The sequence below is a fragment of the Desulfatitalea tepidiphila genome (assembly GCF_001293685.1).
Taxonomy (GTDB): domain Bacteria; phylum Desulfobacterota; class Desulfobacteria; order Desulfobacterales; family Desulfosarcinaceae; genus Desulfatitalea; species Desulfatitalea tepidiphila.
In genome coordinates this window covers 548,130-572,467 of the sequence record NZ_BCAG01000006.1, presented here as the reverse complement: position 1 = coordinate 572,467, position 24,338 = coordinate 548,130, and the positions used below count along the sequence as shown (strand labels likewise).

The 24,338-nt window shown below is 59.6% G+C and carries 26 protein-coding genes; 16 read left to right on the top strand and 10 right to left on the bottom strand.

All coding sequences use genetic code 11. The features are described 5' to 3' along the window. The first annotated feature begins 309 nt into the window (after nucleotides 1-309). Nucleotides 310-783 (top strand): DUF5658 family protein, encoded by a 474-nt coding sequence (locus DFT_RS22475; protein WP_054033526.1) that lies wholly within the window; start codon nucleotides 310-312, stop codon nucleotides 781-783. 13 nt (nucleotides 784-796) lie between these two features. Here DFT_RS22475 and DFT_RS22470 read toward each other — a convergent pair whose 3' ends face one another. Continuing rightward, nucleotides 797-2,167, bottom strand: coding sequence for a sigma-54 interaction domain-containing protein (locus DFT_RS22470; RefSeq protein ID WP_054033524.1), 1,371 nt, complete (start codon nucleotides 2,165-2,167; stop codon nucleotides 797-799). A 450-nt stretch (nucleotides 2,168-2,617) separates the two neighbouring features. Between DFT_RS22470 and DFT_RS22465 the strand changes: the two genes are divergently transcribed. Next, complete coding sequence (locus DFT_RS22465; RefSeq protein WP_076750835.1) at nucleotides 2,618-3,715, top strand: cytochrome c3 family protein; 1,098 nt, start codon at nucleotides 2,618-2,620, stop codon at nucleotides 3,713-3,715. Nucleotides 3,716-3,819: 104 nt separating this feature from the next. Here DFT_RS22465 and DFT_RS22460 read toward each other — a convergent pair whose 3' ends face one another. Then, the gene (locus tag DFT_RS22460) at nucleotides 3,820-5,586 is read right to left on the bottom strand and encodes an AMP-binding protein (RefSeq protein WP_054033520.1); all 1,767 of its coding nucleotides are present in this window, start codon (nucleotides 5,584-5,586) and stop codon (nucleotides 3,820-3,822) included. A gap of 334 nt (nucleotides 5,587-5,920) precedes the next feature. Here DFT_RS22460 and DFT_RS22455 point away from each other — a divergent pair, with 334 nt between their 5' ends. The 4 genes from DFT_RS22455 (at nucleotide 5,921) to DFT_RS22440 (ending at nucleotide 9,298) form a co-directional block, all read left to right on the top strand. Continuing rightward, nucleotides 5,921-6,277, top strand: a complete 357-nt coding sequence (locus DFT_RS22455) for a hypothetical protein (RefSeq protein WP_054033518.1) — start codon at nucleotides 5,921-5,923, stop codon at nucleotides 6,275-6,277. Nucleotides 6,278-6,472: 195 nt separating this feature from the next. After that, nucleotides 6,473-6,844, top strand: a complete 372-nt coding sequence (locus DFT_RS22450) for a hypothetical protein (RefSeq protein ID WP_054033517.1) — start codon at nucleotides 6,473-6,475, stop codon at nucleotides 6,842-6,844. 213 nt (nucleotides 6,845-7,057) lie between these two features. Beyond that, nucleotides 7,058-8,656, top strand: coding sequence for an acyl-CoA dehydrogenase family protein (locus tag DFT_RS22445; protein WP_054033515.1), 1,599 nt, complete (start codon nucleotides 7,058-7,060; stop codon nucleotides 8,654-8,656). Between the two features lie 6 nt (nucleotides 8,657-8,662). Next, complete coding sequence (locus DFT_RS22440; protein ID WP_054033514.1) at nucleotides 8,663-9,298, top strand: TetR/AcrR family transcriptional regulator; 636 nt, start codon at nucleotides 8,663-8,665, stop codon at nucleotides 9,296-9,298. Nucleotides 9,299-9,483: 185 nt separating this feature from the next. Here DFT_RS22440 and DFT_RS22435 read toward each other — a convergent pair whose 3' ends face one another. Genes DFT_RS22435 through potA form a run of 6 tightly spaced genes read right to left on the bottom strand, consistent with a single transcriptional unit; the run spans nucleotide 9,484 to nucleotide 15,070 of the window. Next, complete coding sequence (locus DFT_RS22435; RefSeq protein WP_054033512.1) at nucleotides 9,484-9,750, bottom strand: DksA/TraR family C4-type zinc finger protein; 267 nt, start codon at nucleotides 9,748-9,750, stop codon at nucleotides 9,484-9,486. Nucleotides 9,751-9,770: 20 nt separating this feature from the next. Further along, nucleotides 9,771-11,255 (bottom strand): glycosyltransferase, encoded by a 1,485-nt coding sequence (locus DFT_RS22430; protein ID WP_054033510.1) that lies wholly within the window; start codon nucleotides 11,253-11,255, stop codon nucleotides 9,771-9,773. Nucleotides 11,256-11,303: 48 nt separating this feature from the next. After that, nucleotides 11,304-12,341, bottom strand: coding sequence for an extracellular solute-binding protein (locus DFT_RS22425; RefSeq protein ID WP_054033508.1), 1,038 nt, complete (start codon nucleotides 12,339-12,341; stop codon nucleotides 11,304-11,306). After that, nucleotides 12,338-13,105 carry a spermidine/putrescine ABC transporter permease PotC gene (gene potC / locus DFT_RS22420; protein ID WP_054033506.1) on the bottom strand — a complete coding sequence of 256 codons (768 nt, stop codon included), beginning with the start codon at nucleotides 13,103-13,105 and terminating at the stop codon, nucleotides 12,338-12,340. The genes DFT_RS22425 and potC overlap by 4 nt, the downstream gene beginning before the upstream one ends. Further along, entirely contained in the window at nucleotides 13,102-13,956 is an 855-nt protein-coding gene (potB, locus tag DFT_RS22415) for a spermidine/putrescine ABC transporter permease PotB (protein ID WP_054033504.1), read from the bottom strand. The genes potC and potB overlap by 4 nt, the downstream gene beginning before the upstream one ends. After that, a complete protein-coding gene (gene potA / locus DFT_RS22410; RefSeq protein WP_054034127.1) occupies nucleotides 13,946-15,070 on the bottom strand; it encodes a spermidine/putrescine ABC transporter ATP-binding protein PotA in 1,125 nt (374 codons plus the stop codon). Before potA ends, potB begins: the two co-directional genes overlap by 11 nt. Before the next feature lie 211 nt (nucleotides 15,071-15,281). Between potA and DFT_RS22405 the strand changes: the two genes are divergently transcribed. The 3 genes from DFT_RS22405 to DFT_RS22395 are packed head-to-tail and all read left to right on the top strand — an operon-like array spanning nucleotide 15,282 to nucleotide 17,550. Continuing rightward, nucleotides 15,282-15,647, top strand: coding sequence for a hypothetical protein (locus DFT_RS22405; protein WP_054033502.1), 366 nt, complete (start codon nucleotides 15,282-15,284; stop codon nucleotides 15,645-15,647). Between the two features lie 24 nt (nucleotides 15,648-15,671). Further along, nucleotides 15,672-17,282: an aldehyde dehydrogenase family protein gene (locus DFT_RS22400; protein ID WP_083453739.1), complete on the top strand. Its 1,611-nt coding sequence runs from the start codon at nucleotides 15,672-15,674 to the stop codon at nucleotides 17,280-17,282. A gap of 13 nt (nucleotides 17,283-17,295) precedes the next feature. Then, nucleotides 17,296-17,550 carry a DUF6116 family protein gene (locus DFT_RS22395; RefSeq protein ID WP_054033500.1) on the top strand — a complete coding sequence of 85 codons (255 nt, stop codon included), beginning with the start codon at nucleotides 17,296-17,298 and terminating at the stop codon, nucleotides 17,548-17,550. Nucleotides 17,551-17,597: 47 nt separating this feature from the next. On the opposite strand, the gene DFT_RS26390 is transcribed toward DFT_RS22395, so the two are convergent. Then, entirely contained in the window at nucleotides 17,598-17,759 is a 162-nt protein-coding gene (locus tag DFT_RS26390; RefSeq protein ID WP_161807233.1) for a hypothetical protein, read from the bottom strand. A gap of 352 nt (nucleotides 17,760-18,111) precedes the next feature. On the opposite strand from DFT_RS26390, the gene DFT_RS22390 reads away from it, so the two are divergent. The 7 genes from DFT_RS22390 (at nucleotide 18,112) to DFT_RS27070 (ending at nucleotide 21,645) form a co-directional block, all read left to right on the top strand. Continuing rightward, nucleotides 18,112-18,405, top strand: a complete 294-nt coding sequence (locus DFT_RS22390) for a hypothetical protein (RefSeq protein WP_054033498.1) — start codon at nucleotides 18,112-18,114, stop codon at nucleotides 18,403-18,405. A 75-nt stretch (nucleotides 18,406-18,480) separates the two neighbouring features. Further along, nucleotides 18,481-19,116, top strand: coding sequence for a class I SAM-dependent methyltransferase (locus DFT_RS22385; RefSeq protein ID WP_054033496.1), 636 nt, complete (start codon nucleotides 18,481-18,483; stop codon nucleotides 19,114-19,116). A gap of 144 nt (nucleotides 19,117-19,260) precedes the next feature. Continuing rightward, on the top strand, nucleotides 19,261-19,623 hold the full coding sequence (locus DFT_RS22380) for a cupredoxin domain-containing protein (protein WP_054033494.1): 363 nt from the start codon (nucleotides 19,261-19,263) through the stop codon (nucleotides 19,621-19,623). A gap of 216 nt (nucleotides 19,624-19,839) precedes the next feature. Then, a complete protein-coding gene (locus tag DFT_RS22375) occupies nucleotides 19,840-20,169 on the top strand; it encodes a hypothetical protein (protein WP_152972118.1) in 330 nt (109 codons plus the stop codon). Nucleotides 20,170-20,286: 117 nt separating this feature from the next. Then, nucleotides 20,287-20,487, top strand: a complete 201-nt coding sequence (locus tag DFT_RS25300; protein ID WP_083453714.1) for a 2Fe-2S iron-sulfur cluster-binding protein — start codon at nucleotides 20,287-20,289, stop codon at nucleotides 20,485-20,487. A 102-nt stretch (nucleotides 20,488-20,589) separates the two neighbouring features. Continuing rightward, nucleotides 20,590-21,225, top strand: coding sequence for a hypothetical protein (locus DFT_RS22370; RefSeq protein WP_152972117.1), 636 nt, complete (start codon nucleotides 20,590-20,592; stop codon nucleotides 21,223-21,225). Between the two features lie 291 nt (nucleotides 21,226-21,516). Next, entirely contained in the window at nucleotides 21,517-21,645 is a 129-nt protein-coding gene (locus tag DFT_RS27070) for a hypothetical protein (RefSeq protein WP_268750707.1), read from the top strand. A 102-nt stretch (nucleotides 21,646-21,747) separates the two neighbouring features. On the opposite strand, the gene DFT_RS22365 is transcribed toward DFT_RS27070, so the two are convergent. Further along, nucleotides 21,748-24,102, bottom strand: coding sequence for a heavy metal translocating P-type ATPase (locus DFT_RS22365; protein WP_054033488.1), 2,355 nt, complete (start codon nucleotides 24,100-24,102; stop codon nucleotides 21,748-21,750). Nucleotides 24,103-24,338: the final 236 nt, after the last annotated feature.

The following is a 24,338-nucleotide window of genomic DNA, read 5'->3' as shown; positions in this document are numbered from 1 at the left end:
GCTACATTGGGGCCAACGACGCATTGAAGGTGTGTAAATTATTTCCTCATGGGTAATAAATCACACGCGTCTGTTCGGCCATGTTGTGTGCGGCATCAATGAAAACAACAAGATGTGGGTGGCATACTTCTTGATGCATTTCTTTTTGTCACGAAGACGGCCTGCGGCATCTTGCTTCCTTTTTTTTCATCAGGGAATGCCCCCGGGCGCCTCTGGTATGGGTGCCGGGGGTTGAGCAGGAGATGCAGGCCGCTGCCATGAACGAGGATTGTCAAAGCAGGACTTGTCCCCATCCGATAGGACGCCGCCATGCCCGATGCCATCGAATCAATGCCTTTTGTGGAACGACGGTCGCATACGGACCGACGCAGACCACAGAAACAATTCACGGGCATGAAATTCGGCCGACGGCGCGATTTGCGGCGCTCGGAGGATCGGCGCAAGGTGGTCCTGCTCGATCAATACCCCAAGCCCCTGTTGATCGCGGCCGCCGTTATCCTGTTGCTGAGCCTCGGCGACGCGGTCATGACCCTTTTTTTGGTGTCCCATGGCGCCATCGAACTCAACCCGATCATGGACTATTTTCTCAAAGCCGGGTCGGTCTATTTCGTGGTGGTGAAATATTCGCTCACGGCGGCCGCCGTCACCATCGTGCTGCTGCTCAACTACTATCGGTTGCGCGGTTTGAATATCCGCGTGCGCTCGTTTCTGAGCCTGTTTACGGTGATTTTCTCGGCCGTCATCGCCTGGCAGGTCTATCTGGTGGCAAAATATGTGTTTTAAGATCGAGGAAGGATCAGCGGTCTGATCGGCGTCCGGCAGCGGGCGGTTGAATTTCCAAACGGAGGATTTTCCTGCGTAGCGTGTTCTTGTCGATGCCCAGTTCCCGTGCCGTGGCCATTTTGCGCCATTGGTTGCGTTGGAGCGCTTGTTCGACGATCCGCTTTTCGGCCTCCCTGAGGGTCAGGCCGCTCAAGTCCCTGGCCTGCCGGTGCTGCAATGGTTGTATCAAGTGGTCCGGCAGATGCTCCAATCCGATCATATCTCCCGTGCACAAGACCATGGCGTGCTCCATGGCATTTTCCAGTTCCCGTACATTTCCCGGCCAGTCGTAGAGCATGAGGGCCGCCATGGCTTCCCGGGTGACCCCGGCAATCTGATGATTCTCCAGCACGTTGAGGTGATTGATGAAGTGATACACCAGCAACGGAATGTCTTCCTTACGCTCACACAGGGGCGGCAGGCGTAATCGGATCACGTTGAGGCGAAAGAAGAGATCCTCCCGGAAGATGCCTTTTTCCACGAGCGAATCGATATTCCGATTGGTCGCGGCGATGACGCGGGCATTGGTCGGTTGCGGCCCGGTGGCACCCAAAGGTTCATAGGACTTGTCCTGAAGCACCCGCAGCAGACGGGTCTGGATCGCCCTGGGAATGTCGCCGATTTCATCCAGGAAAATGGTGCCGTTCTGAGCAATGGCGAACCGCCCGGGCTTATCCTTTTTGGCGTCCGTGAAGGCACCGGCGCAGTAGCCGAACAATTCGGATTCGCAGAGCGTTTCAGGCATGCCGCCGCAATTGACGGCCACAAAGGGTCCCCGCCGGTGGCGGCTGTGGGCATGAATGGCGCGAGCGATGAGTTCTTTGCCGGTGCCGCTGTCGCCCACGATCAGCACGGTGCTGTGGCTCGCCGCGATGCGCGGCAGAACGGAGAAGATCTGCTGCATTTTTACATTTTTGCTGACGATGTCATTCAGCGACCGGCGCCTGGACAGCGCTTTCCTCAACCGCGTCACCTCCGACAAATCCCAGAACGTTTCGACCCCGCCGAATAGATTCCCCTGCGAATCCTCCAGAAAATTGGTCTGGACATGAATGGGGATGATCTGGTCGTCCGCCCGCCGAATATAGACGGGTGCGTTTTGAACCGGGGTTCGCGATTCGATGGCTTTTCGCAACACGCACCCATTGTGGCAGATGTTGGATTGCATCACCGTGTCGCAACGTCGGCCCAGTGCCGACTCACGATGGAAGCCGGTGATCTTTTCCGCGGCCGAGTTGAAAAAGGTGATCTGGAAATCCAGGTCCACGGTGAAGACCCCGTCGGCGATGCTGTTGAGGATGATCTGTGAGTGCTTTTCGGGCGTAAAGCGCGGCGTTGCGGTCATCAGCCGGTTCCTCGTCGGGGGTGGCGATGCCAAATGTCATGATTCAAAAGGGAGATGTGCAATGACAAGCTATATTAGCGAAAGACGGTGTGTTTTGCACCCGTTTTTTTGCATCCGGGAGATTTGGTTCCCATCGACTCGATCCATGTCGCACCGCCGACAATCCTGCAATATCCACAGAAACTCGATATGCGCCAGTTGGTTCGTCTTGGAACACATTCAAGTGCCGTCCTTCCGGAGGTGATCCCGCAACCAGAACCTGTTGAAAATATTAAATTGTGGATCTCGTCTGGATGACGTCAAGAAAGGGTTCGAACTGATTTTCGAAACCGTCGCTGTTTGAATCCATTAAAAATTCGCTCCCGACCGCACTTCGGCACGATTGTTGACTGTCTATTGAAAACGATGTCCCATGAATGGCCAATTCCTTAAAACATGCAGGGAGGCGATATGAAAAAGGCAGTCTTAATAGCTATGGGAGTTGCGGGTCTGGTGTTTGGCGTCTTTCTCATTTCCGGCGCAGCGCAGGAAGCCGCGAAGGATGTCAAGGAGAAGGATTGTTTCTACCTCTCCAGTCTCCACTACACGGCCAAGGGAATGGAATATTGGTACAGCAAGGGACAGGGTGGGTTGGAGCAGCTCACCGGCGTGCCTTACAACGACCTGACCTGCAAGAACTGCCATGCAGGCGGGTGCGATCGCTGCCATAAGGCCGAGATATCACAGAAGGAGTGCAAGTTGTATAAATACTCCACCGCCGCCGGCCGGAGCCAGAATCTCTGCCTCGAGTGCCATGGACGGGAAAAGGCCATGATCGGCATCAACCACAAGGAGAAGCAGCCCGATGTCCACGTGGCTGCCGGCATGGTCTGCGCGGATTGCCACTCCGCCTTGGAGATGCACGGTGATGGGACCGAATTCGTCTCGATGAAGCAGGAGGGCGCAATGGATACCCGGTGCGAGAATTGCCACGAGGACGTGACGCCCACCGAAGCCCACACCGTTCACCATGATAAACTCGACTGCAAGGCGTGCCATATCCGTCACGTGGTCAGCTGCACCAATTGCCACTTTGACCATATGGTCAAGACCGGAAAACGCAAAGCGATCCCAGTCTCGGGCTGGCTCTTTCTCATGAACTACAAGGGCAAGGTGACCTCTGCCAGCATGCAGACCTTCGTGGCCAAGGGGGACAAAACCTTCCTGATGTTCGCCCCTCATATGAGCCACGCCGTCACCGCGGAGGGAAAGAAATGTCAGGCTTGTCATGCGACCGACATCATGAAACAGGCGGCCAAGGGCAGCCTTCGCATGACCTGGTTTGAAGACAATAAACTGATGAATCTCAAGGGGGTCATTCCGGTGGTGGACAGCGTGGACTATGACTTCGTATACCAGGACCTGGTGGAGGGCAATTGGGTTCCCATCAAGCGTCCCGAAAAACCGGTGCGGCAGTATGTGGGATTCGGATCGCCGCTGACCGGGGAGCAACTCGCTCACCTGGCCAAATCCCAGGAAGCGCCGCCGGTTGAGATGAAGGTGAGATAGACCCTCATATCATGATGATCCGCGACGAACATCGCCTGACCAAAACCATTAACGCGACGGGCCGGAGGGAAGAGACATTCCTCCGGCCCGGCATTTATCCGGCATCAATCCCTCCGGCTGCTTAATTCCGGGAAATCCTTGTAGAAGAACTCGGTCTGCTTGGGCGTGGCGCCCTTGTTTTTGCGGATAATCTCATCCTCGCGCAGCTCGATGCGCCGGATCTTGCCTGAAATCGTCTTGGGCAGCGCCTCCACGAATTCGATGATGCGCGGCATTTTGAATTTGGCCAGGATGGTCATAGTGTGGCGGAACAGATCCAGGGCCAATTCCCGAGAGGGTTCATAGCCTTTGTTCAAAATGACAAAGGCCTTGACCAGCTGGTAGCGGTTGGGGTCCGGACTGCCCACCACCGCCGCTTCGAGCACTGCCGGATGCTCCACCAGGGCGCTTTCCACCTCGAAGGGACCGACCCGGTAATCCGACGATTTGATCACGTCGTCCGCCCGGCCCACGAACCACCAATAGCCGTCGCCGTCGAAATAGGCCCGGTCGCCGGTATAGTAGTAATTCCCCCTGAACACGGCCGCCATTTTGTCCGGGTCGCCCATGTATTCACCGAACAATCCCACCGCACGCCACCGGTCCACCCGCACGGCGATGTGCCCGGTCTGCTCCGGACGTACGATCTCCTGACCTTCGTCGTCGAGCAGCACCACATCGTACATTCCCGACGGCCGGCCGAAGGAACCGTAGCGCATGCGGCCCTCCATCCAAGGCGGATTGCCGATCATGGCCGTGGATTCGGTCTGGCCGTAAAAGTCGCGGATCTCCGTGCCGGTATGGCGTTTCCACATTTCGATGATTTCCGCATTGAGGGGTTCGCCGGCACTCATCGATGATTTCAGGCGGCTGAAATCGAAGCCTTTTAGATCGAGACGCACGAACATGCGCCAGGCGGTGGGCGGTGCGCAAAAGGTGTTCACGCCCAGGCGGGTGACCGCATCGATGTAAGCCTTGCCATCCAGTTGCTTGAAGGCGAAGCCGGTGGCCGTTGCACCTACGTTCAGCGGGGCGAAAAAGCTGCTCCAGGCCCATTTGGCCCAGCCTGGCGCGCTGAGGTTGTGATGGACGTCGCCCGGTTGAAAGCCGATGAACAGGGCGGTGGACAGATGGCCCAGGGGATAGGAGACAGCTGTATGGGCCACCCGTTTGGGCTGGCCCGTGGTGCCCGAAGTGAAAAAGCAGAAGAGCATGTCGTCGCTGCGCGTATCCGCGGCCTGGGCGTGTTCGTCCTCCGCCGCGATGGCCTCAAACGGGGTCCAGCCGGCCTTTTCGCCGAGCACCAGTTTGACCTTGGGTTTTTTTCCGGCCGCGGCCAGAGCTTCGTCCAGCACAGCCGTTGCCGCCTCGTCCGCCAGGATCACGTCAGGCGCATAGGTCTTGAATCGGTATTCGAGTTCCCGCATGGTCATGTTGGTGGCGGTGGGCACGGTCACCAGACCACCCTTGACGGCCGCAAAGCTGGCGAACCAGGTCTCCGGAACGATGGAGGCCATCATGTAGATGTTGCCATGGTGATCCACGCCGTGCTTGCGCAGGCAGTTGAGCAGCTGGTTGCCTTTGGCGGCCAACTGGGCATAGGTGAAGCGCGCTTCGGCACCCGTTTCCAGATCGGTCCAGATCAAGGCCGCCTGATCGCCGCGCTCGCGCACGTGCACGCCCTCGAAAATCTCCGCCGCCCAGTTGAATTTTTCCGGGATTGTCGCTTTCCGGATGGTTTCGAAAAACGCCTCTGCCCTGGACTGTCGTAGCGAATGATCAGAGGTGCCGTTGATGGCCATGGCGTCACGGTACAAATCCACCAGATTCATTTGCAGATCGCTCCTTCCATTTATTCACGGACGTTCTCTTGACAGGCCAGGCATTCGCCTGCCCGGACAAAAAGTCGGTCAGGGCCTTGACGATGTCCGACCGCACCACTGCCTCCTTGCAAACATATAGTTTTTAATTTAGCCGCAATCCGGTGAGCCGTCAATTCTTGAACGCGAATCATTCACGCTGATAGGCACCCACGGTGATTTTTTTATTGACTGAGGTGAACAGTTGATATACTTTGAATACAATTCAATTTATATATTTCGATAAAATATAAAAATGAGAATAATAAACCAATTCAAATGGCTAGGCCATGGACTCAAATGCTTAATGGCCCTGTCTATCATCTGGGCCACCACCATGTGGGCGGGCCACATACCTCCCCGCCGACTGAATTCATCGCAGCCGCCTGCCTGCACCCGCCTCTGCGGCAGCCCAACGGCTCACATCCCCCATGCGTACCGAAATCCCCAGCCCAAAAGTCACTGCACCTTGGCGGACGACTTTTACATGGGACCTGAATTTTTCGAGTTCACAGAGGACAATGATTTTTGCCATGCCCTGGCGCGATCCCGCCGGTCATCCGGTCTGGTGCGCTTTCATTTCGAGCGGCATGGAAAACAACCGCCTGAGTTCTTATACCAGACCCCCAAACTCTACCTCTGCCAGCAATCCCTGCTGTGTTGAAATTCTTCTGAAACAAGGCGCGCCTCCCCCCCATCTCCGGTGCCGCCTAAAATCCGCGAAAACGAGCGCCATCGTTTTTTCCGGTAACCCCACAAGGGTCGATATCCCGTTAAAAAATGTGCTTGGCGACCGATAGATTTTCCGGTGTCAGCGCCATCCACATGAATCGATAAAAACGAAAGGAGTAACCCAGCCATGAGAACAAACCACCTACTTTGCCTGTTTTTGACCGTTGTTTTTGCAGTTGGCCTCGTTTTGAGCGGATGTTCCGGCTCAGCCGACATCTTAAAAGAAGTCAGCGGTCAATGGGAGAACACACAGGACAACGCCACCATTGAAATCAATCTGGCGGGCGATGCCAAGTCCATTAAAGTCGGCGAGCAAGCCTATTCGGTCAACGTCGACAAGATCCTCATGGACAAATACCAGGTCAACCTGAAGGTCAAAAATGGCAGCGGTCAGCCCGAGCTGTGGACCCTGAGGCAAATCTGGGACGACAACGGGAGCAGCTTCAAACTCGCCTTCGAAAAGAGCGGCCAGAAAAAAATGCTGCTTCCCAAGGGATAAGCGCGAAAAGTCATCGCTATGTAAGAAGATAGTGAAAATGCCGCCCCTGCGGGCGGCATTTTCAGTTTTATCAGGATGGTCCCAAGGCAAGCTCTGCGCGTGTCGTTCCGAGCCCGTTCGAAATCGTTTGTTGACAGCGCAGAATGGTAATGTTCAAATGAGAACGCTGTTCTCAAGAGTGACTCTTAATCGCAAAAAAAGAGGAGGGCCCGCATGAGCTGCCCCAATTCTAACAACCCATATGGATTCGACGATTTTCTCGCCTGGCGGGAACATTGCGATTACTACGCCGAAGACCCCTTCGCGCAAAAGGCGGTGCGCGTGTTCACCGGTGAGCATGCCGCCGAGGTGGATGCCGCTGCCCGCGAGATTTCCAGCAAGGCCTCTTTCCGCTGGCGCGACATGGCCGAATCCATCGCATGGCCGGAGAAGCGGCCCTGGATGATGCACTACGACGGCCACGGCCGTCGCATCGACCGCATCGTACGGCCTCACGAAACCGAGGTAATGGAGCAGGAAGTGTTCAGCGAGGCCCTCTTTTCGGACAAGACCCATCCGTGGGTGCGCTTTATCAAGATGTACCTCATCTATCAGAACGGCGAGGCCTGCATCTCCTGTCCTCTGACCTGCACCGAAGGCCTGGTGGCTGTGTTGGCGCGCTTCGCCGATGTGCCCGAGATTCAAGCCATTTTAACCCACTGCAAGGAGGGCCGGGACGGCCGCTTCGGAATCGGCGCCCAATACCTGTCGGAGATCCAGGGAGGCTCGGACGTCCGTGCCAATCTGCTCGAAGCGCGGCAAGAAGGCGGACGGTGGCGGCTCTATGGCACCAAGTTCTTCTGCTCGGCCACCCACGCCGACTATGCCATGGTAACGGCCAAGCCCACAGGCTCGGAAAAGGTGGGTCTGTTCGTGATGCCCTCCTGGCTGCCGGGCGACAAGGCGCGAGAGCGGCGCAACGGCTTCACCATCGATCGCATCAAGTGGAAGATGGGCACCAGCGAGCTGACCACCGCGGAGCTGACCCTTGACGGCGCCCTGGCCTACCCGGTGGGCCCGTTGGAGCGCGGCCTGGCCAACATGGTCGGTATCGTGCTGACCTACTCGCGACTGACCGTCGGCCTTTCCGGAGCCGCCAGCATGATGCGTGCCTGGCGCGAGGCGGCCCGGTACTGCAACTTTCGGGAAGCGTTCGGCGTCTCCCTCGCCAAAATGCCCATGGTAGCCGGCCAACTGGCGACCATCGAAAAGGCGGCCAAACGCACCCTGGCCGGCGCCTTCCGGCTCTATGGCGACATCCTGGCCCTGCCCGGCGGTCTCGTCGGCGTCTCCGACGCACCGGAATCCGACGATATAAAGCGGCGGCGGTTCGACATTCGCGAGCTGATCATGCTGCAGAAGATGGCCACCAGCTTGGATGCCCCCGATGTCCTGCGCCTGGCCATGAGCCTTTTCGGCGGCCACGGAGTGATGGAGGATTTTTCCGCCTTGCCCCGCCTCTATCGGGACGCCGCGGTCAACGAGCTGTGGGAAGGGCCGCGCAACGTGCTGCTGGCCCAGATCCACCGGGACCTGCAGAACGCTTCGGCCTGGTATGCCCCGGACCGCTTCGTCGCCAACATTCTTACCGGGGCGCCCGAGGAGGTCGTCAAAGCGCTGCAGCAGGAGATCACCGCAATTCTTTCCGGCCCTGGTCTGTATGAAATGAGCCCTGAGGCATTGGACGCCTGTGCCCGCTGGGATCAATGCTGTCACCGGCTCTATCACGCCTATCAGGACGTGGCGGCCGCCATGGTGGAAGACCGGGGATAGACCGAGATGGCCACCGCAGCGACCACATTCGCCCACCAGCGCAAAAAGGAGCGCCTCGAGCGCCAGAACGTTATCCTGTGCGCCGCCGAGCGGGTCTATGGCCGCAAGCCGTTCGAGACGGTGAGCATGCGCGACATCGCCAACGAAGCCGGCATCGCCGTCTCGTCGTTGTACCGCTACTTTCCGGACCAGCGGAGCCTTTTCGTGGCGGCGTTCGTGGCCGGCACCCGGCAGATCATCGCACGGGTGGACGCGCGCATCTCCAAAGGCAAGATTACCGACCTCACGGCCTTCGGTCTCGAATTCATCTCTTTTCTCACCGAAAACGATCACTACTTCCGCATGATGACCCACTTCATGCTGGACGGCCGCCTGACCGGCCGACCGCTTGAACAACTCAACGACGCCGCCCGCGCCGTTCTGGACCTGTTCGAGCGCGTCCTGGACCACTGCGGCGCCGGCCGCCACAAACGCGCCCTGGCCCACGCCTGTTTCGCCGCGTTGAACGGCGTCCTCATCACCTTCCGCAATTACCCCGGCCGCGACAGCGCAGAAGTGCGCCGCCACATGGACCGTATCGCAACCATTATGGCCGAGGCCCTGGAAGGCTATGGGCGGCTGCCGGTGGAAGTCGATCGATAGGATTTAGAAGCCGGCGGCCGACTTGGCGGCCAGTGACATTTCGCTGGAGCACTAGTGCAAGGGATCCGGGCTCGTCGAGAACCCCCATAATTGATGCCGGAGTTTTGGAAACAGTCTTCCTGATCAAGACGGTTCATTGGGTGACTATCAAAATCAAACGGTTACTCCCCCCTTGTTCCCAGGGCTCACTTCAACTGGCTGTCCTTGCTGCCTCGCCGGTTGATGCTCGGTAGTGGCGCCTGCCGCTTCTCAAGCTCAGCCTGGCAGGCGACGCACAGGCGAACGCCGGGAATCGCCTTGCGGCGGGCTTCGGGGATGGCTTCCCCGCATAGCTCGCAGTGCGTCAGGCTTTCACCGTCAGGCAGCCGGCTTCGGGCCAACTTGACCGCATCCTGCACACCGGCGTCTATCTGATCCTGCACCGCCCCGTCCCGTGACCAACCCACGGCCATGTTGCGTTCCTTTCAGTGGGTTAAAAGACACTCAATCGATCGTAAATTCCGATTAGATTCTCCACCAGCCGGCCCCAGCTCAGGTGTTGCATGGCCGCGGCGATGCGCAGGCGATCCGTATCGGTAATTGGCTTGCTTAAAGTCGTTGCCATGCCCTCGGCCAGGCGCCGGGCATAGGCTTCGCGATCTTTGGGATCGGCCTGGCCGTCGGGGTCGAGCCGGATGGGATCGACCATCACGGCCAGGCCTTCGTCGGTGAGCGTCGGCGGCACGAAGTCGGGCGGGCCGCCAGTGCGGGCGAAGATGCTGGGCGTGCCGCAGGCCAGGGACTCCATGAGCACCAGGCCGTAAGGTTCCACGTGGGAAGGCAGGACGTAGAGGTCCGCGCTGCGGTAGATGTCCGGCAGGTCGGTGCGGGCCACTTTGCCTGGCAGGCGAACGTGGTCGGTCAGGCCCTGACCGTCGATGAACGCTTGCAGATCGATCCGGCTCTGGGGGTCGCCTTCGCCCACGATGAGGCAGGCGAGGTCGTGGCCCTGGCGGCGCAGATGGCCCACGGCAAGGGTCAACTCCTTGAAGCCTTTCCAGTCTACGAATTTGCCTACGGCGACGGCCAGGCGGCTGCCGGGCGGCGGTTGGTAATTGAAGTGGCGCCGGAGGACGCCGTCGCGATCAACGGGTTGGAAGTAGAAAAGATCGGGTTCGAAGCCGTAGCCTTCGATGGTGATGCGCTTTTCGGGAATTTGGAAGGTCTCCACGCACTCGGCCAGGGTCTGGGGGGAGATGGCGCAGACGTGGTCGGCGCTGGCCACGCAGGGCACCACCACTTCGCGGAAGCGGGGCGCATCCGCGATGAGCTTGTAGGCCGTGCCATGGCACGAGGCCACCAGGGGGATCCAGGGGGCGATGAGGCGGGCCAGGCCGTTGAGAAACCAGAGGTGGTCCACGTGGAGAATGTCGGGTTGCAGGCAGGCTATCCGTTCGGCCAGGCGGCCGCCGAAGACGGTGAGCAGGTCGACGAGTTCTTCTTCGCTGCGGTCGCGGTAGGCCTTGACCGGGTAGGGCATGACCACGGACATGCCCGAGATGGGAGACTGCACGGCGCCGGGCTGGGGCGTCTGGCCCGGAGGAGTGAATCGGCAGGTGAAGATGCGGTTGTCGGGCACGCCGGGGATGTCGGCCGAGGTGAGGGTATGGTAGCCGGCCGACAGGACGTAGAGGTCCAGGCCGCGGCGGAGCGCTTCGGCCGAGATCTGCTGCAGGTAGACGCCGGAGCCGGTTTCTCCGGGCAGCTGGCCGTGGACGAAGAGGATTCTCCTGGGTCGGCCGGCGGCGCGGCGGTCGGTCACGGTCCGGGTCCAGGCGTCGCGTTCGTTTTGGCGCGTCGCCGGGTCGGGCTCGAGGTCGGGCCAGCGGCGCAGGCGGTCGAGCAGCGAGGCGGCGGGGTGGTCGGGCGCCGCCTTCAGCCAGGCGTCGGTGGAAGAAATGCTGCTGTCAGAGGGCATGGTCAAACGCTTCCATTGGGTTTTGAAGTCGTGGGGCCACGGCCGGCCTCAATTGCCGGCCTTGAGGCCGGTCCAGCACTGGTCGTAGGCGCGGGCCGCTTCGCCCAGGTCCACCTCGAACTCGCCGCGGGCCAGGTCGGCCTCGCCGGGGTAGACGATGGGGTTGGTGCGCACGTCGGCAGGCAGCAGGGCCATGGCTTTGAGGTTGGGCGAGGAGTAGCCCATCTCCATGCTGATCTCGGCGGCCACGTCGGGCTGCAGCAGATAGTCGATGAAGCGATGGGCCGCTTCGATGTGGGCCGCGCCTTTGGGGATGCAGAGGCTGTCGAGCCACAGAGCGAAGCCTTCGGCCGGGTAGACATAGCGCAGGGCCGGGTTCTCTCCGGCGGCGATGTAGGCTTCGCCGTTCCACAGAACGGCGGCCTGCACTTCGTTGTTGAGCAGGGCCTGCTTGGGCGAGTCGGAGTCGAAGACGCGCACGCCGGCCATGAGCGGCTTGAGCAGGTCGCAGGCCTGCTGGATGTGGGCCGGGTCGGTGTCATTGAGCGAGTAGCCCAGGCGCTTGAGCCCCATGCCCAGCACGCCGCGCATGTCGTTGGGCAGCAACAGCTTGCCCTTGAGTTCGGGTTTCCAAAGGTCGGCAAAGGCGGTCACGCCGGCCGCGGCCGGATCAATCGTGTTGACGGCAATGCCCGTGGAGCCCCACATGTAAGGCACGCTGTAGACATTGCCCGGATCGAAGGGCCGGTCGAGCAGTCGGGGCGCTAGGTTGCCAAGCCCGGTCAGGCGGCTCTTGTCCAGAGGCACCAGCATCCCCTCGCGGCGCATGCGGGCCACGAAGTCGGTGGAGGGCACGATCAGGTCGTAGCCCTTGCCGGTCATTTTCACCTTGGCGTACATGGCCTCGTTGCTGTCATAGGTGGAGAGGTGCACCTGGATGTCCGTCTTTTCGGTGAAGCGCTCGATGACCGCTTCGGGAATGTATTCGGACCAGCAGTAGATGTAGAGGTTCTTTTCGGCGGCCCCGGCGATGCAGGCCGTGCCCACGATCAAAATTGCCGACAACAGAACGATCCATCGTTTCATTTTCGCTCCTTTAACAGACTTTGCGTCGCCACCACGGCGACGGCGGTGATGAGAATCATGACGGCGCAGAGCGCGTTGACTTCGGGTTTGAGCCCCAGGCGCACCATGGAGTAAATGCGCAGGGGCAGCACTTCGAAGGTCGGTCCGGTAGTGAAGAAGGAGATGATCACGTCGTCCAGGGAGAGGGTGAAGCTCATGAACCAGCCGGCCAGCACCGCGGGCATGGTCATGGGAATGACGACGTGGCGCCAAACCTCGGCCTCGCCGGCGCCCAGGTCCCGGGCCGCTTCGATGAGATGCGGGTCGAAGCCGTGCAGCCGGCTGTGCACGGTGATGGCCACGAAGGGGACGCAGAGGGTCACGTGGGCCATGAGCAGGGTCCAGAAGCCCAGGGGCAGGGCCAGGGCCATGAAGAGGACCAGCAGGGAGATGCCGATGACGATGTCCGGCGACATCATCATGACGAAGAGCGCGGCGTGGATGGTCTTGCGGCCGGTGAAGCGCCATCGATAGATGGCCAGGGCCGTGATGGTGGCCACCAGGCTGGCCGCGGTGGCGGCCAGGAAGGCGATGTAGAGGGAGTGGGCCGCGGCCTGGAGCAGGGTGGCGTTGTGCAGCAGGTGGTCGTACCACTGCAGGGTGAAGCCCTTCCAGCGCATGGAAAAGCGCGAGGCGTTGAACGAGTAGATCACCATCACCACCAGGGGCAGGTAGAGAAAGAGGTAGACCAGGGCCGCGTAGGCGATCTTGACCGGGCGCTTCATGCCAGCTCCTTTCGGGCCAGGCGCACGTTGCTGCGCCAGTAGAGCAGCAGCATGAGACCCATCACCAGGGTGAGGGCCACGCTGGCCGCTGCGCCGAAGGGCCAGTCGCGGCTGGTGAGGAACTGGTCGCGGATGAAGTTGCCCAGCAGCATGGTGCGCGCGCCGCCCAGCACGTCGGCCACGTAGAACATGCCCACGGCCGGCAAAAAGACCAGCATGCAGCCCGAGACGATACCCGGCATGGTAAGGGGCAGCACGATGCGCACGAAGGTGCGCGCCGGCGTGGCGCCGAGGTCGCGGGCCGCCTCCACGTAGCGCGGGTCCAGGCGCTCCAGGGCCGCGTAGAGGGGCAGCACCATGAAGGGCAGCAGGGTGTAGACAAGGCCGGCCAGCACGGCGCCGGTGGTGTACATCAGGGGCAGGGGGGCTGAAATCAGTCCCGTGGCCGTCAGCAGCCGATTGACGATGCCGTTGGCATTGAGGATGGCGATCATGGCATAGGTGCGAACCAGGGAGTTGGTCCAGAAGGGGATTACCACCAGGAGCAGCAACCACCCACGCCAGGGCGGCCGGGTGCGGGCCAGGATGGCGGCGAAGGGGTAGCCGCACACCAGGCAGATTAGGGTCACGCCGCCGGCCAGGTAGAGCGAGGAGAGCAGGATCTGGCCATAGACCGGTTCGAGCAGGCGGCGGTAGGCGTCCAGGGAGAGACCGGGAACCACGAAGGCCGTGTCGCCGGTGCGGCCCAGGCTGGCCATCAGCACCAGCAGGTTGGGCGCAAAGGCGAAGAGCACCATCCAGACGAGCACGGCGGCTATCACCAGGCGTTTGAAGACGCGGCTATCCTTCATGGGGCAGCACCACCTCCCACCCTTCGATCCAGCTCACGGCCACGCGGTCACCGGCGCGGAAGTAGACCGTGGCGTCTTCGGCGTTGAAAAACTCGGTGGCCCGGATCTGGCGGCCGTTGTCCAGCACGATGGCCACGTCGTAAGTGGCGCCCTTGTAGATGGTCTCCTCCACCGTGCCGGTGAAGTAGCCGCCGTCGGTGAAGCTGTTCTTCAGGGCCGGATTCTCGGCCAGGTCGCGCAGGGTCTCCACGCGCAGGTCTTCGGGCCGCAGCAGCACGTGTACCCGGTCGCCCACGGCAAAGCTTCGGCCGGTGCGCACTTGCACCTTGAGATGGTCGATCTGCAGCACGATGCGGTCCCCGTCGATGCGGTCCACCGCGCCGTCGAGCAGGTTGATTTCGCCCACGAAGCGCGCCACGTAGAGGTTGCGGGGCTGTTCGTACACTTCACTGGGCGCACCGATCTGCTCGATGCGGCCCGCGTTGAGCACTACCACCCGGTCGGACATGGAAAAGGCCTCCTCCTGGTCGTGGGTGACCAGCACGAAGGTGATGCCCAGGCGGCGCTGCAGGTGCTTGAGGTCGAGCTGCATCTGCTTGCGCAGACGGTAGTCCAGGGCCGAGAGGGGTTCGTCGAGCAGCAGCACCACGGGTTGGTTGACGATGGCGCGGGCCACGGCCACGCGTTGCTGCTGGCCTCCGGAGAGCTGGTCGGGGCGGCGGCGTTCGAAGCCGTTGAGCTGCACCAGCTGCAAGGCCTCACCCACCCGACGGGCGATGTCGTCGGTCGGCTGGCGGTGCATGCGCAGGCCGAAGGCCACGTTGTCGAACACCGACATGTGGGGAAAGAGGGCGTAGCTCTGAAAGACGGTGTTGACCTCGCGCCCTTCGGGAGGCACGTCGGCCATGTCGCGGCCGTTGAGAAAGAGGCGGCCGGAGGTGAGGGGCTCGAAGCCGGCGATGAGCCGCAGCAAGGTGGTCTTGCCGCACCCCGAGGGGCCCAGTATGGTGAGGAATTCGCCGTTGTAAATGTCGAGGCTGATGTCGCTCAGGGCGGCCTGGTCGCCATAGTGTTTGCACACCTGCTGCAGGCGGATGAGGGCTGAACCGTTCATCGGCAGATGGATAACCTCCCTGGGACGAAATTCCGGACCATGTTTGCTGAAGCGATGCGGCCATACCATGGCCTGGAACTGCCAGCCTTTATGAAGCAACGCCCGGTAAGTCAAGGGGATTTTTGGAGAGGCGGGGTGGCTTCCGGTTTGCCAAGTTGCCGCCGGAAGATTACCATAGGACCGAAACTCGATTTTAGGAAGGAGATCCATGATGAAGTGTGATAGGTGTGAGGCCGATATCCCGGCCGGCGACGAGCACGACCACCTGGGACGCACCTTGTGCGAGGATTGCTGCATGGAGGCGCTGTCGCCCATGAAGACCTGCGACCCCTGGGCCGTGCACAGCGCCAAGTCCTTCGAAGAGCACATGGGCGGCGACAGCACCCTCAACCCGATCCAGAAGGAGATGGTGGTTCTCCTGGAGCAGACCGGCGGTCTGGAGCCCAAGGAGCTGTTGGCCCGGCTGGACGGCAAATTGTCGGCAGAGGACCTGCAACGGGAGTTTGCCGCCCTGCGGCACATGGAAAAGGCGCGCGCCGAAAAACGCGGGGATCGCGTCTTCTGGCGGTTGTGGTAATCTATCGAGAAAGGAGCGGATGTGGTGGACGACCCGACGGATGCAGGGCAGACGGTATGCGTGTCGCCGGCCACCGGCGAGGAGATCGGCCGGTCGGCGTTGAACACGGTGGCGGATGTGTGCGGCGCAGTGGAAAGGGGCCGCACGGCCCAGGCGGCCTGGGCGGCCCTGACGGTGAAAGAGCGGGCCAAACGTCTGAAGCCCCTGAGCGCCTGGTTGACGGCCCATGCCGACGAACTCGCCGGGACCATTTCCAAAGACAACGGCAAGACGCGCACCGATGCCCTGGCCGCGGAGGTGCTGCCGGCCGCATTGGCGGCGGATTTTTACTGCCGCAAGGCCAACGGCTTTTTAAAGGACCGCCGGCTCATGCCCGGCACCCTGTTCATGGCCAGCAAGGCGGCCAAAATCGCGAGGGTACCCTACGGCGTGATCGGCATCATCTCGCCGTGGAACTACCCCTTCGCCATCCCCTTTTCCGAGGTGGTCATGGCCCTTCTGGCCGGCAATGCCGTGATCCTCAAGGCGGCCAGCGAAACCCAGCTGGTGGGGCGGGCCATCGAACGCTGTTTCAGCGCTCTGGCCCTGCCTGCCGGATTGTTCACCCACATCAACATGCCGGGCGGGGCCGCCGGCCCGGCCTTCCTGGAAGCGGGGGTGGACAAGCTTTTTTTCACCGGCAGCGTGCCGGTGGGCAAGCGCCTCATGGCCTTGGCCGCGGAAACCTTGACGCCCCTGGTGCTGGAGTTGGGCGGCAACGATCCCATGCTCGTATGCCCGGATGCGGACCTGCAGCGCGCAGTGGCCGGGGCGGTGTGGGGCGGCCTGCAGAACTGCGGTCAGTCCTGCGGCGGGGTGGAGCGGATCTATGTCCACCGTTCGGTCTACGAACCCTTCGTGGCGGCCCTGGGCGATGCGGTGCGGCGCCTGCGTATCGGTGTGGACACGGATCACCAGGTGGACCTGGGTGCCATGACCACCGTCAAACAGATGCAGGCGGTTGAGCAGCAGGTGGCGGCGGCCGTAGCGGCCGGCGCCGTTGTCGCGGCCCAATCCGATCCGCCGGCCGGCAACCGGGGAAATTTCATGCCGGCCCGGGTGTTGACCGGCGTGGATCACACCATGGCGATCATGCGCGAGGAGACCTTCGGGCCGGTGTTGGGCGTCATGGCCGTGGAAGACATGGCCCAGGCCGTGGCCCTGGCCAACGACAGTGACCTGGGGCTGACGGCCAGCGTCTGGACCCGCGACGCCCGGGAGGGCGAGCGCCTGGCCCGGCAGATCCGGGCCGGGGTGGTGATGATCAACGACCACCTGATGAGCCACGGCCTGCCCGAAACCCCCTGGGGCGGCTTCAAGCAGTCGGGCCTGGGGCGCACCCACGGTGCCGTCGGCATGGCCGAGATGACCCAGGTGCAGTGCCTGGTGCACGATTACCTGCCCGGCATCCGGCGCAACCTCTGGTGGCACCCCCACGGACCGGCCGTATACCGCGGCCTGCGCGGTATCATGGAGATGCGCTACGGCCGGGGAGTGGGCAAGCGGATGAAGGGATTGGCCAGTCTGGCGTGGATCGTGCCGCGCATGTTCACGTCCGATATCCCGAAGGGAACTACCTCCACGGATAGAAAGTGAACGGACGACGGCGATGAACGCAACTTCCAAGGGCGGTTTTGCCATCCAACGGCTGCTGGATTATGCCGCACGCGTGCGCTTTCCCAAATTGCTGGCGCTGACGGGCATCCTTTTCCTGGCCGATCTGGTCGTGCCGGACGCCATTCCCTTCATCGATGAAATTCTGCTTGGACTGGGCGCCACCCTGCTGGCCATGCTGAAGAAGCGGCGGACCGGCGGCGGAAACGCGGCACATGGGCAGGCGCCCAAAAAAGAGCGGCCGCTTTGAGAAAAAGCGGCCGCTGGGTTTACGTGCGATCCGATTAAGGTGGAAGATCAAACGGCGGGCGTTGAAGGCACATCGGTCGCTGCTGCCGGTTGTCCGTGAATCACGGCATAATTGCGCATGATCCGTTTTTGATCGGCCTTGCGGTTGGCCTTGTGGGCGCGTTTTTTGTGCTTGCGGATCATTTTGAGTTGATTGGTCTTGGATGTCATATTTTTTTCTCCTTTGCGACCGTTTAAAGCGCCATTGATTACAACCACTTATCTTCCAATTCAGGCCTTTGAGGACATATGTATAATTATATTGGTAAGATAGGGTGGTCTTACATACCACGCCCACCGGCCAGGTTGCAATTTAAAAGTGTGTATCTATTTGCAGCTATCGGGTTGAACTTGGGGACCGCGACCTAACCTGTATCCGAATTACCCGTCCTTGAATGCCGGTACCTTGCCGGAAAATAAATATAATCAATGAATATAATAGGTTGTATGTCGTGGCACCCCTTTTGCTTTTCCGACAAATAGCCATAAGTACCACGAACGACGATTCTACAGGGGGCTAGTCATGAATCCTAAAAAACAGATCATGAAGTTTCTACAGGAGGTGTCCAGCGGGCATTCCGCCGAAGCCTGCGATGTCAGCGACAGAGTCCGCCGCATTCAAGAAGGGATGAGCACGGGAACAGCCACCGTTCTCATTAGCGATGCAATGAGCGACAAATATGCCGAAGATTTCCAACTGAAGCATCTGGAGAACAGAGGCCGTTATTTCACCGGACATGTGGTGGATCAGCATGGAAAGGTGATTGAAAACCTGCTGGTGGATAAACAGACCGGAGAGGTGCGTTTACTCTGGTGATTTTTTAGATCTCGCGATGGTCGATTCACTATAGATCGCACGAAAAACCTTTATCTCGAGAATTGGAGGAGATCTATGCAGTGGACCAGGCCAAATTCAACGGAGATCATACAGCGGCGGTACAATCGTCTGGCCGCCGTCTTCGACTGGATGGAATGGCCGATTGAGAGGGTGCGCTTCAGCGGTTGGCGAGACCGACTGCGCCATTCTATCTCTGGGCCCCGGGCATTGGAAGCGGGTGTGGGCACCGGCAGGAACATGGCCTACTACCCTCCCGACGTGGCCGTCACCGCCATCGATTTCAGCGAAAGGATGCTGGCCAGGGCCAAACGGCAGGCCGGTCTGCAGAACAAGGCGGCGGCGGTCGAGCTCCGCTGCATGGATGTTGAACGGCTCGATTTCCCGGACCGATTTTTCGATACAGTGTTTGCCACGTTCGTATTCTGCTCGGTGCCGGACCCGGTTCAGGGGTTGCGGGAGTTACGCCGCGTGTGCAAGCCGGGTGGAAAGCTTCTGCTTCTGGAGCATATGCGACCGGGCCACCGAATGCTCGGATTGCTCTTCGACCTGCTCAATCCTTTGGCGGTGAGAGCGACCGGCGCCAACATCAACCGGCGTACCATGGATAATCTTAAAAAGGCGGGATGGCATCTGCGGCATGCGGAAGATCTGTCTATGGGCATCGTCTGGTGGATCGAGGCGGTACCCTGATCAAGAGTCGTGATAGCTGCTTATCCGGAGGTCCCAGCACCCTGTGCTTAACAGATTAAGGATCATGATTATGATAAGCATGAAGCAACTCAGGCGGTTTCGTTTTGGCTAATGCGACCGCATTTTGTTCAAAGAGGTGACGGTATGATAAAAATCAAACAAAAAGAAATAATGGCTTTTTCCATTATCTTGCTTGCGCTGGTGGCATCCTCGTCCAATCTCTTCGCCGGGGAAACCAAAACGTTTAAAATGACTGCGAAGAAATATGAATTTTTGCCGAACACGATAGAAGTGAATCAAGGAGATAGGGTCGTTTTGGAGATTACTGCCCTCGATCGGGATCATGGAATCGGGATAATGGGGCTGGATATCGAGCGGGACCTTCCCCGCAATAAGACGGTGGTGATTGAGTTCGTCGCTGCCAAGAAAGGTGAGTTCACGATCAAGTGCACGACATTTTGCGGCTGGGGCCATTTCGGAATGAGCGGCAAACTGATTGTTTCATGACGTGTAGGGCAAAACGGAGAGGCGATAAATGGCGGCGAAGGGCCGACCATTATCCGATTAAAATGATGAAAAATCAATAAGTTAAAATATTGCGGTTGTCATCGCGGCTCTCTGGGGCTTAGACTTGATGGCGATACAGCGCACCGAAACGGTGGAGGGCCAGCATCCGTCCAGCGACATGCAGCAGTGCCCCACTCCCAACGCATCATCCGGTCCGTGCATGATCTCCAGTCCTGGCACAAGGCGTTCGATATAAAGCCTCTCAGGCGAACGGTACGACGTGCCATGTTCACTCTTATCCTGGCCTTGCTATCGCAAGGCGTTCCTTCCATACCTTCGATCCTCAGCGATACGGGGCAACATGCCGATGATGTTATGCTTCAGCAGGCGGACAAGATCGATATTCAATGGTTCAAAATGGAGATGAGGGTTGGTCCCAACTACATGGAAAAAAGGGAAGGGATATTGGGGATGAGCTGGGCGCATTTTTTTACCATGTCTTTCCTGGTGCGCTTTTTCTTTGGGGCTTTGATCGCTTATCACTAAGAACGACAAGGACAACGCGCATTCTGCGGCAGTTGTTAAAGGAGGATTGAAATGTCATATCAAGTGGAGTTTAAACGATCGGGTAAAACAGTTACGTAGGAGGATCAGTATGAGAGCATCCTCGATTTGGCCGAAACCCACGGGATAAAATTTGAGAATGAGTGTCAACAGGGGTTTTGCGGGACATGCGTGGTGAAGCTGCTGTCTGGGGAAGTAAAAATGGAGACCGACGATGGCCTGGACGAAGCCGACCGCGAAAATGGCATGATTTTGACCTGCACGGCGGTACCGGTTACCGATATCACGCTGAAGGCCTAAAGGGGAAGGGGGATAAAAAACCTTCCGGAGTTGCTGTCCATCGGTTTCATTGGGGCACTGATTTTCTTCCTGGCATTCCCCCTGGAGGATTTCAGCGGAAACATGGTTGGTCACTTCCTGGGGATCATCGGCACGCTGCTGATGCTCGTAACCCTCATTTATGTGTACCGAAAGAGAATTCTGAAGCGTAAAGGCAAGGCCAACCCTCTGAACCCCCACATCTATTTCGGATTGATCGGGGGGATTCTGATGGTTGTCTATTCCGGCATCAAGTCCGCCAGTTTGATCGGCGTGCTTGTTTTTGTCGGCATGCTGTTGACTGTCATAAGCGGCGTCGTCGGTAGGGTTCTTTTCGTAAAACTCAATCGAAGTATCAAGGAGCAAAAATCGGACGTGGGCACACTGGAAGAGTCGCTTAAAACATTAAAGCGGGAGTTGGACCCTCGTTTTTGCCTGAAGGAGCTGAACCTGCTCGAGGACACAGACTCGGCCCCGGAGGATGCCGGGACAGACGCGGGGACACGCAGGGACGCCCAGTTGTTGGAAAAATGTGTGAAATTCAGAAAACTGGCGGAATCCCTGGCCGAGCGTGAAGAGCGCCTTCAGCTTTACGCCCACACGAAAACCCTTTTTACCTTCTGGAATACGATCCATATCGCATCGACATGGTTCCTGTTCGCAATGGCCACGGTTCATGTGGCGACGACTTGGTACTATGGATTGAGGTGGATCCCGTGAAGGCGGCGCTTAAGACGACGCATATTCTCGCCCTGATCGCTTTTTTCGGTATGGCTTTTTTTCGATGAGGAGGCCGCACAGCCGGGCAACCGGATTGCCGTGCATGAAGAAAACGCCGCATGCGCAGACTGCCATGAACCGTGGCGTGGTGTGCACAACGACGCATGCCTGGGGTGTCGTGCATTCGGGGATGCCTCTGTGCTTCGCGGGGAATTACGCTTCCATGAAGCCGAATCGCACTGCCTGGAATGCCATACGGAGCACAGTGGCGCCGTCGGTCGGATATAAAAGATGGACCATGCCCTGCTCAATCCCGAACTGTTGTGCGCGACATGCCATTTCGATCCTCATGAAAAGCTATTCGGCGAGAATTGCAGGGAGTGCCATGTGATTCACGACTGGCAGCATCTGCGCATGTGATGGACCACTTCTTCATCGAATTCCCCATTTAGAATGGCACAGTGTTGACAGCTTTTGGTGGCGACGGTGATGCCATTCATGGCGGGCTCCTTTGTGAAACGATCAATGCTCGATTCTGCGAAGTCTCAGTGCGTTGCCCACGACCGATACGGAACTGAGGCTCATGGCGGCCGCTGCAATCATGGGCGAGAGCAGCAGGCCGAAAATCGGGTATAGGACGCCGGCTGCGATGGGGACGCCCAGGGCGTTGTAAACAAAAGCGAAAAACAGGTTCTGTTTGATATTACGCATGGTCGCCTTGGAGAGCAGACGGGCGCGCACGATGCCGCGCAGGTCACCTTTGACCAGTGTGACGCGGGCGCTTTCCATGGCCACGTCGGTGCCCGTGCCCATGGCGATACCCACGTCCGATTGGGCCAGCGCCGGGGCATCGTTAATACCGTCGCCGGCCATTGCAACCACCTGCCCGTCCTGTTGGAAGCGCTTGATGGCGTCGGCCTTGTCTTCAGGCAGCACATCGGCCACAAAGTCGTCGATGCCCAGTTTGGCGGCCACCGCTCCGGCCGTGGTCCGGTTGTCGCCGGTCAGCATCACGATGCGGATGCCTTCGGCGTGCAGTCGCTCGATGGCTTCCGGCGTGGTCTCCTTGATCGGATCCGACACGCTGACCAGGCCGGCCGGTTCGCCCGCTACCGCAAGATACATCGCGGTCTGGCCCCCGGCGCGCATCTCTTCAGCCTTGGCGTCCAGGGCCTCCGTGAGCACACTGTTTTCCTCCAGCAGCTTGGCATTGCCTAAAAGCACTTTCTTGGTATCGATGACGCCGGAAACGCCGCGTCCGGTGTGAGAGCGGAATTCGGTTGTCTCTTTGAACCCGGCACCCCTTGCTTCCGCGCCCTCCACGATGGCCGCCGCAAGAGGATGCTCGCTGGCCCGCTCCAGGCTGGCGGCCAACGAGAGCACATCGCCTTCATCCCAGCCATTGACGGCCGCCACCTCGCTTAGCCGCGGCCGGCCTTCGGTGAGGGTGCCGGTCTTGTCCGCCACGAGCGTGGTCACCTTGCGCAGGGTCTCGATGGATTCGGCGTCTTTGAACAAGACCCCGAAGGAAGCCCCCTTGCCGGTCGCCACCATGATGGACATGGGTGTTGCCAGGCCCAGGGCGCAGGGGCAGGCGATGATCAGAACGGACACCGCCACGATCAAGGCATAGGCCATGCGCGGCTCCGGACCGATCGAAGCCCAGGCGGCGGACGCGAGGATTGCCACAGCCACCACGGCCGGCACGAAATAGCCGGCCACCATATCAGCCAGCTTCTGGATCGGCGCCCGGCTCCGCTGGGCTTCGGCCACCATGTGGACGATCTGCGACAGGACGGTATCGGCGCCGACTTTTTCGGCCCGAATGATCAGCGAGCCGGTTGAATTGACGGTGGCGCCAATGACTCTGGCGCCTTTATTTTTTTCCACCGGAACGGGTTCTCCGGTAATCATCGACTCGTCCACATTGCTGGCGCCGTCGATGACCTTGCCGTCAACGGGGATCTTTTCGCCGGGGCGCACCCGCAACTTGTCTCCGGCCTGGACCTGATCGAGGGGGATGTCTTGTTCCGCACCTTCGGCATCGATGCGCCGGGCGGTTTTGGGCGCCAAGCCCAGGAGCGCTTTAATGGCGGCGCCGGTGCGGCTGCGGGCGCGTTGTTCGAGCATCTGTCCTAACAGCACCAGCGTTACGATCACAGCCGCTGCTTCAAAGTAAACGCCCACCGTTCCATTCTGGTCTCGGAAGGATGCCGGGAAGATCTGCGGGACAAGCAGTGCGACCACGCTGTAGATATAAGCGACCCCCGTGCCGAGACCGATCAGGGTGAACATGTTCAGGTGCCGGGTCGCCACCGATTTCCAGGCGCGAATGTAAAAAACCCATCCGCCCCATAAGACGACCGGTGTGGCCAGTACGAATTCCGACCAATGCAAGATATCCGGTCCCGCCGTGGCATCCAGCCAGGCCAGCCCGAGCATATCGCGCATGGCAATCAACACCAGCGGCAGACTCAATACGGCGCTTACCCAGAATCGGCTGCGCATGTACAGGTATTCTCTGTTTTCTTCCTCTTCCGGCGCTGATGTCCGAGGTTCCAGGGCCATGCCGCAGATCGGGCAGTCACCAGGCCCATTCTGTTGGACTTCTGGATGCATGGGACAAGTGTATACAGCGCCTTTGGCCGATTCACTTCCGGTATCGGACTGACGATCCGTTTCTACGGAGGCATCGGTGTACTGAGCGGGGTTCGACCTGAATTTTTTCAGGCAGTGCGTGCTGCAGAAAAAATGCGTCTGTCCTTCGTACTTATAGGAAAGTGTTTCGGACGGCTGATCCACGCTCATTCCGCAAACAGGATCGACAAGCTGTTCACCGTCCGCTGTCAATGATGTCAATTCGGATTGGCTCTTCATTTTTTTCTCCCTTTTTTTATGCTCTATACTCCCGATCCGGGCATCTCAAGGCTGTTCGGTGAATGTGCTCGTCACAGAAATCCATCGCAAAACAGTCGGATAACAGCAACGCGAACAGCCCGTTGGAATTCAAGTCCAGGGCTGGCGGCACGAACAGAAGCAGAAGCGGCAAGATCTCGATGTTGTGAAAGCAGGCGTCTTGAAACTTGATAGTCCGTTGCTCGACATGCGGCCGG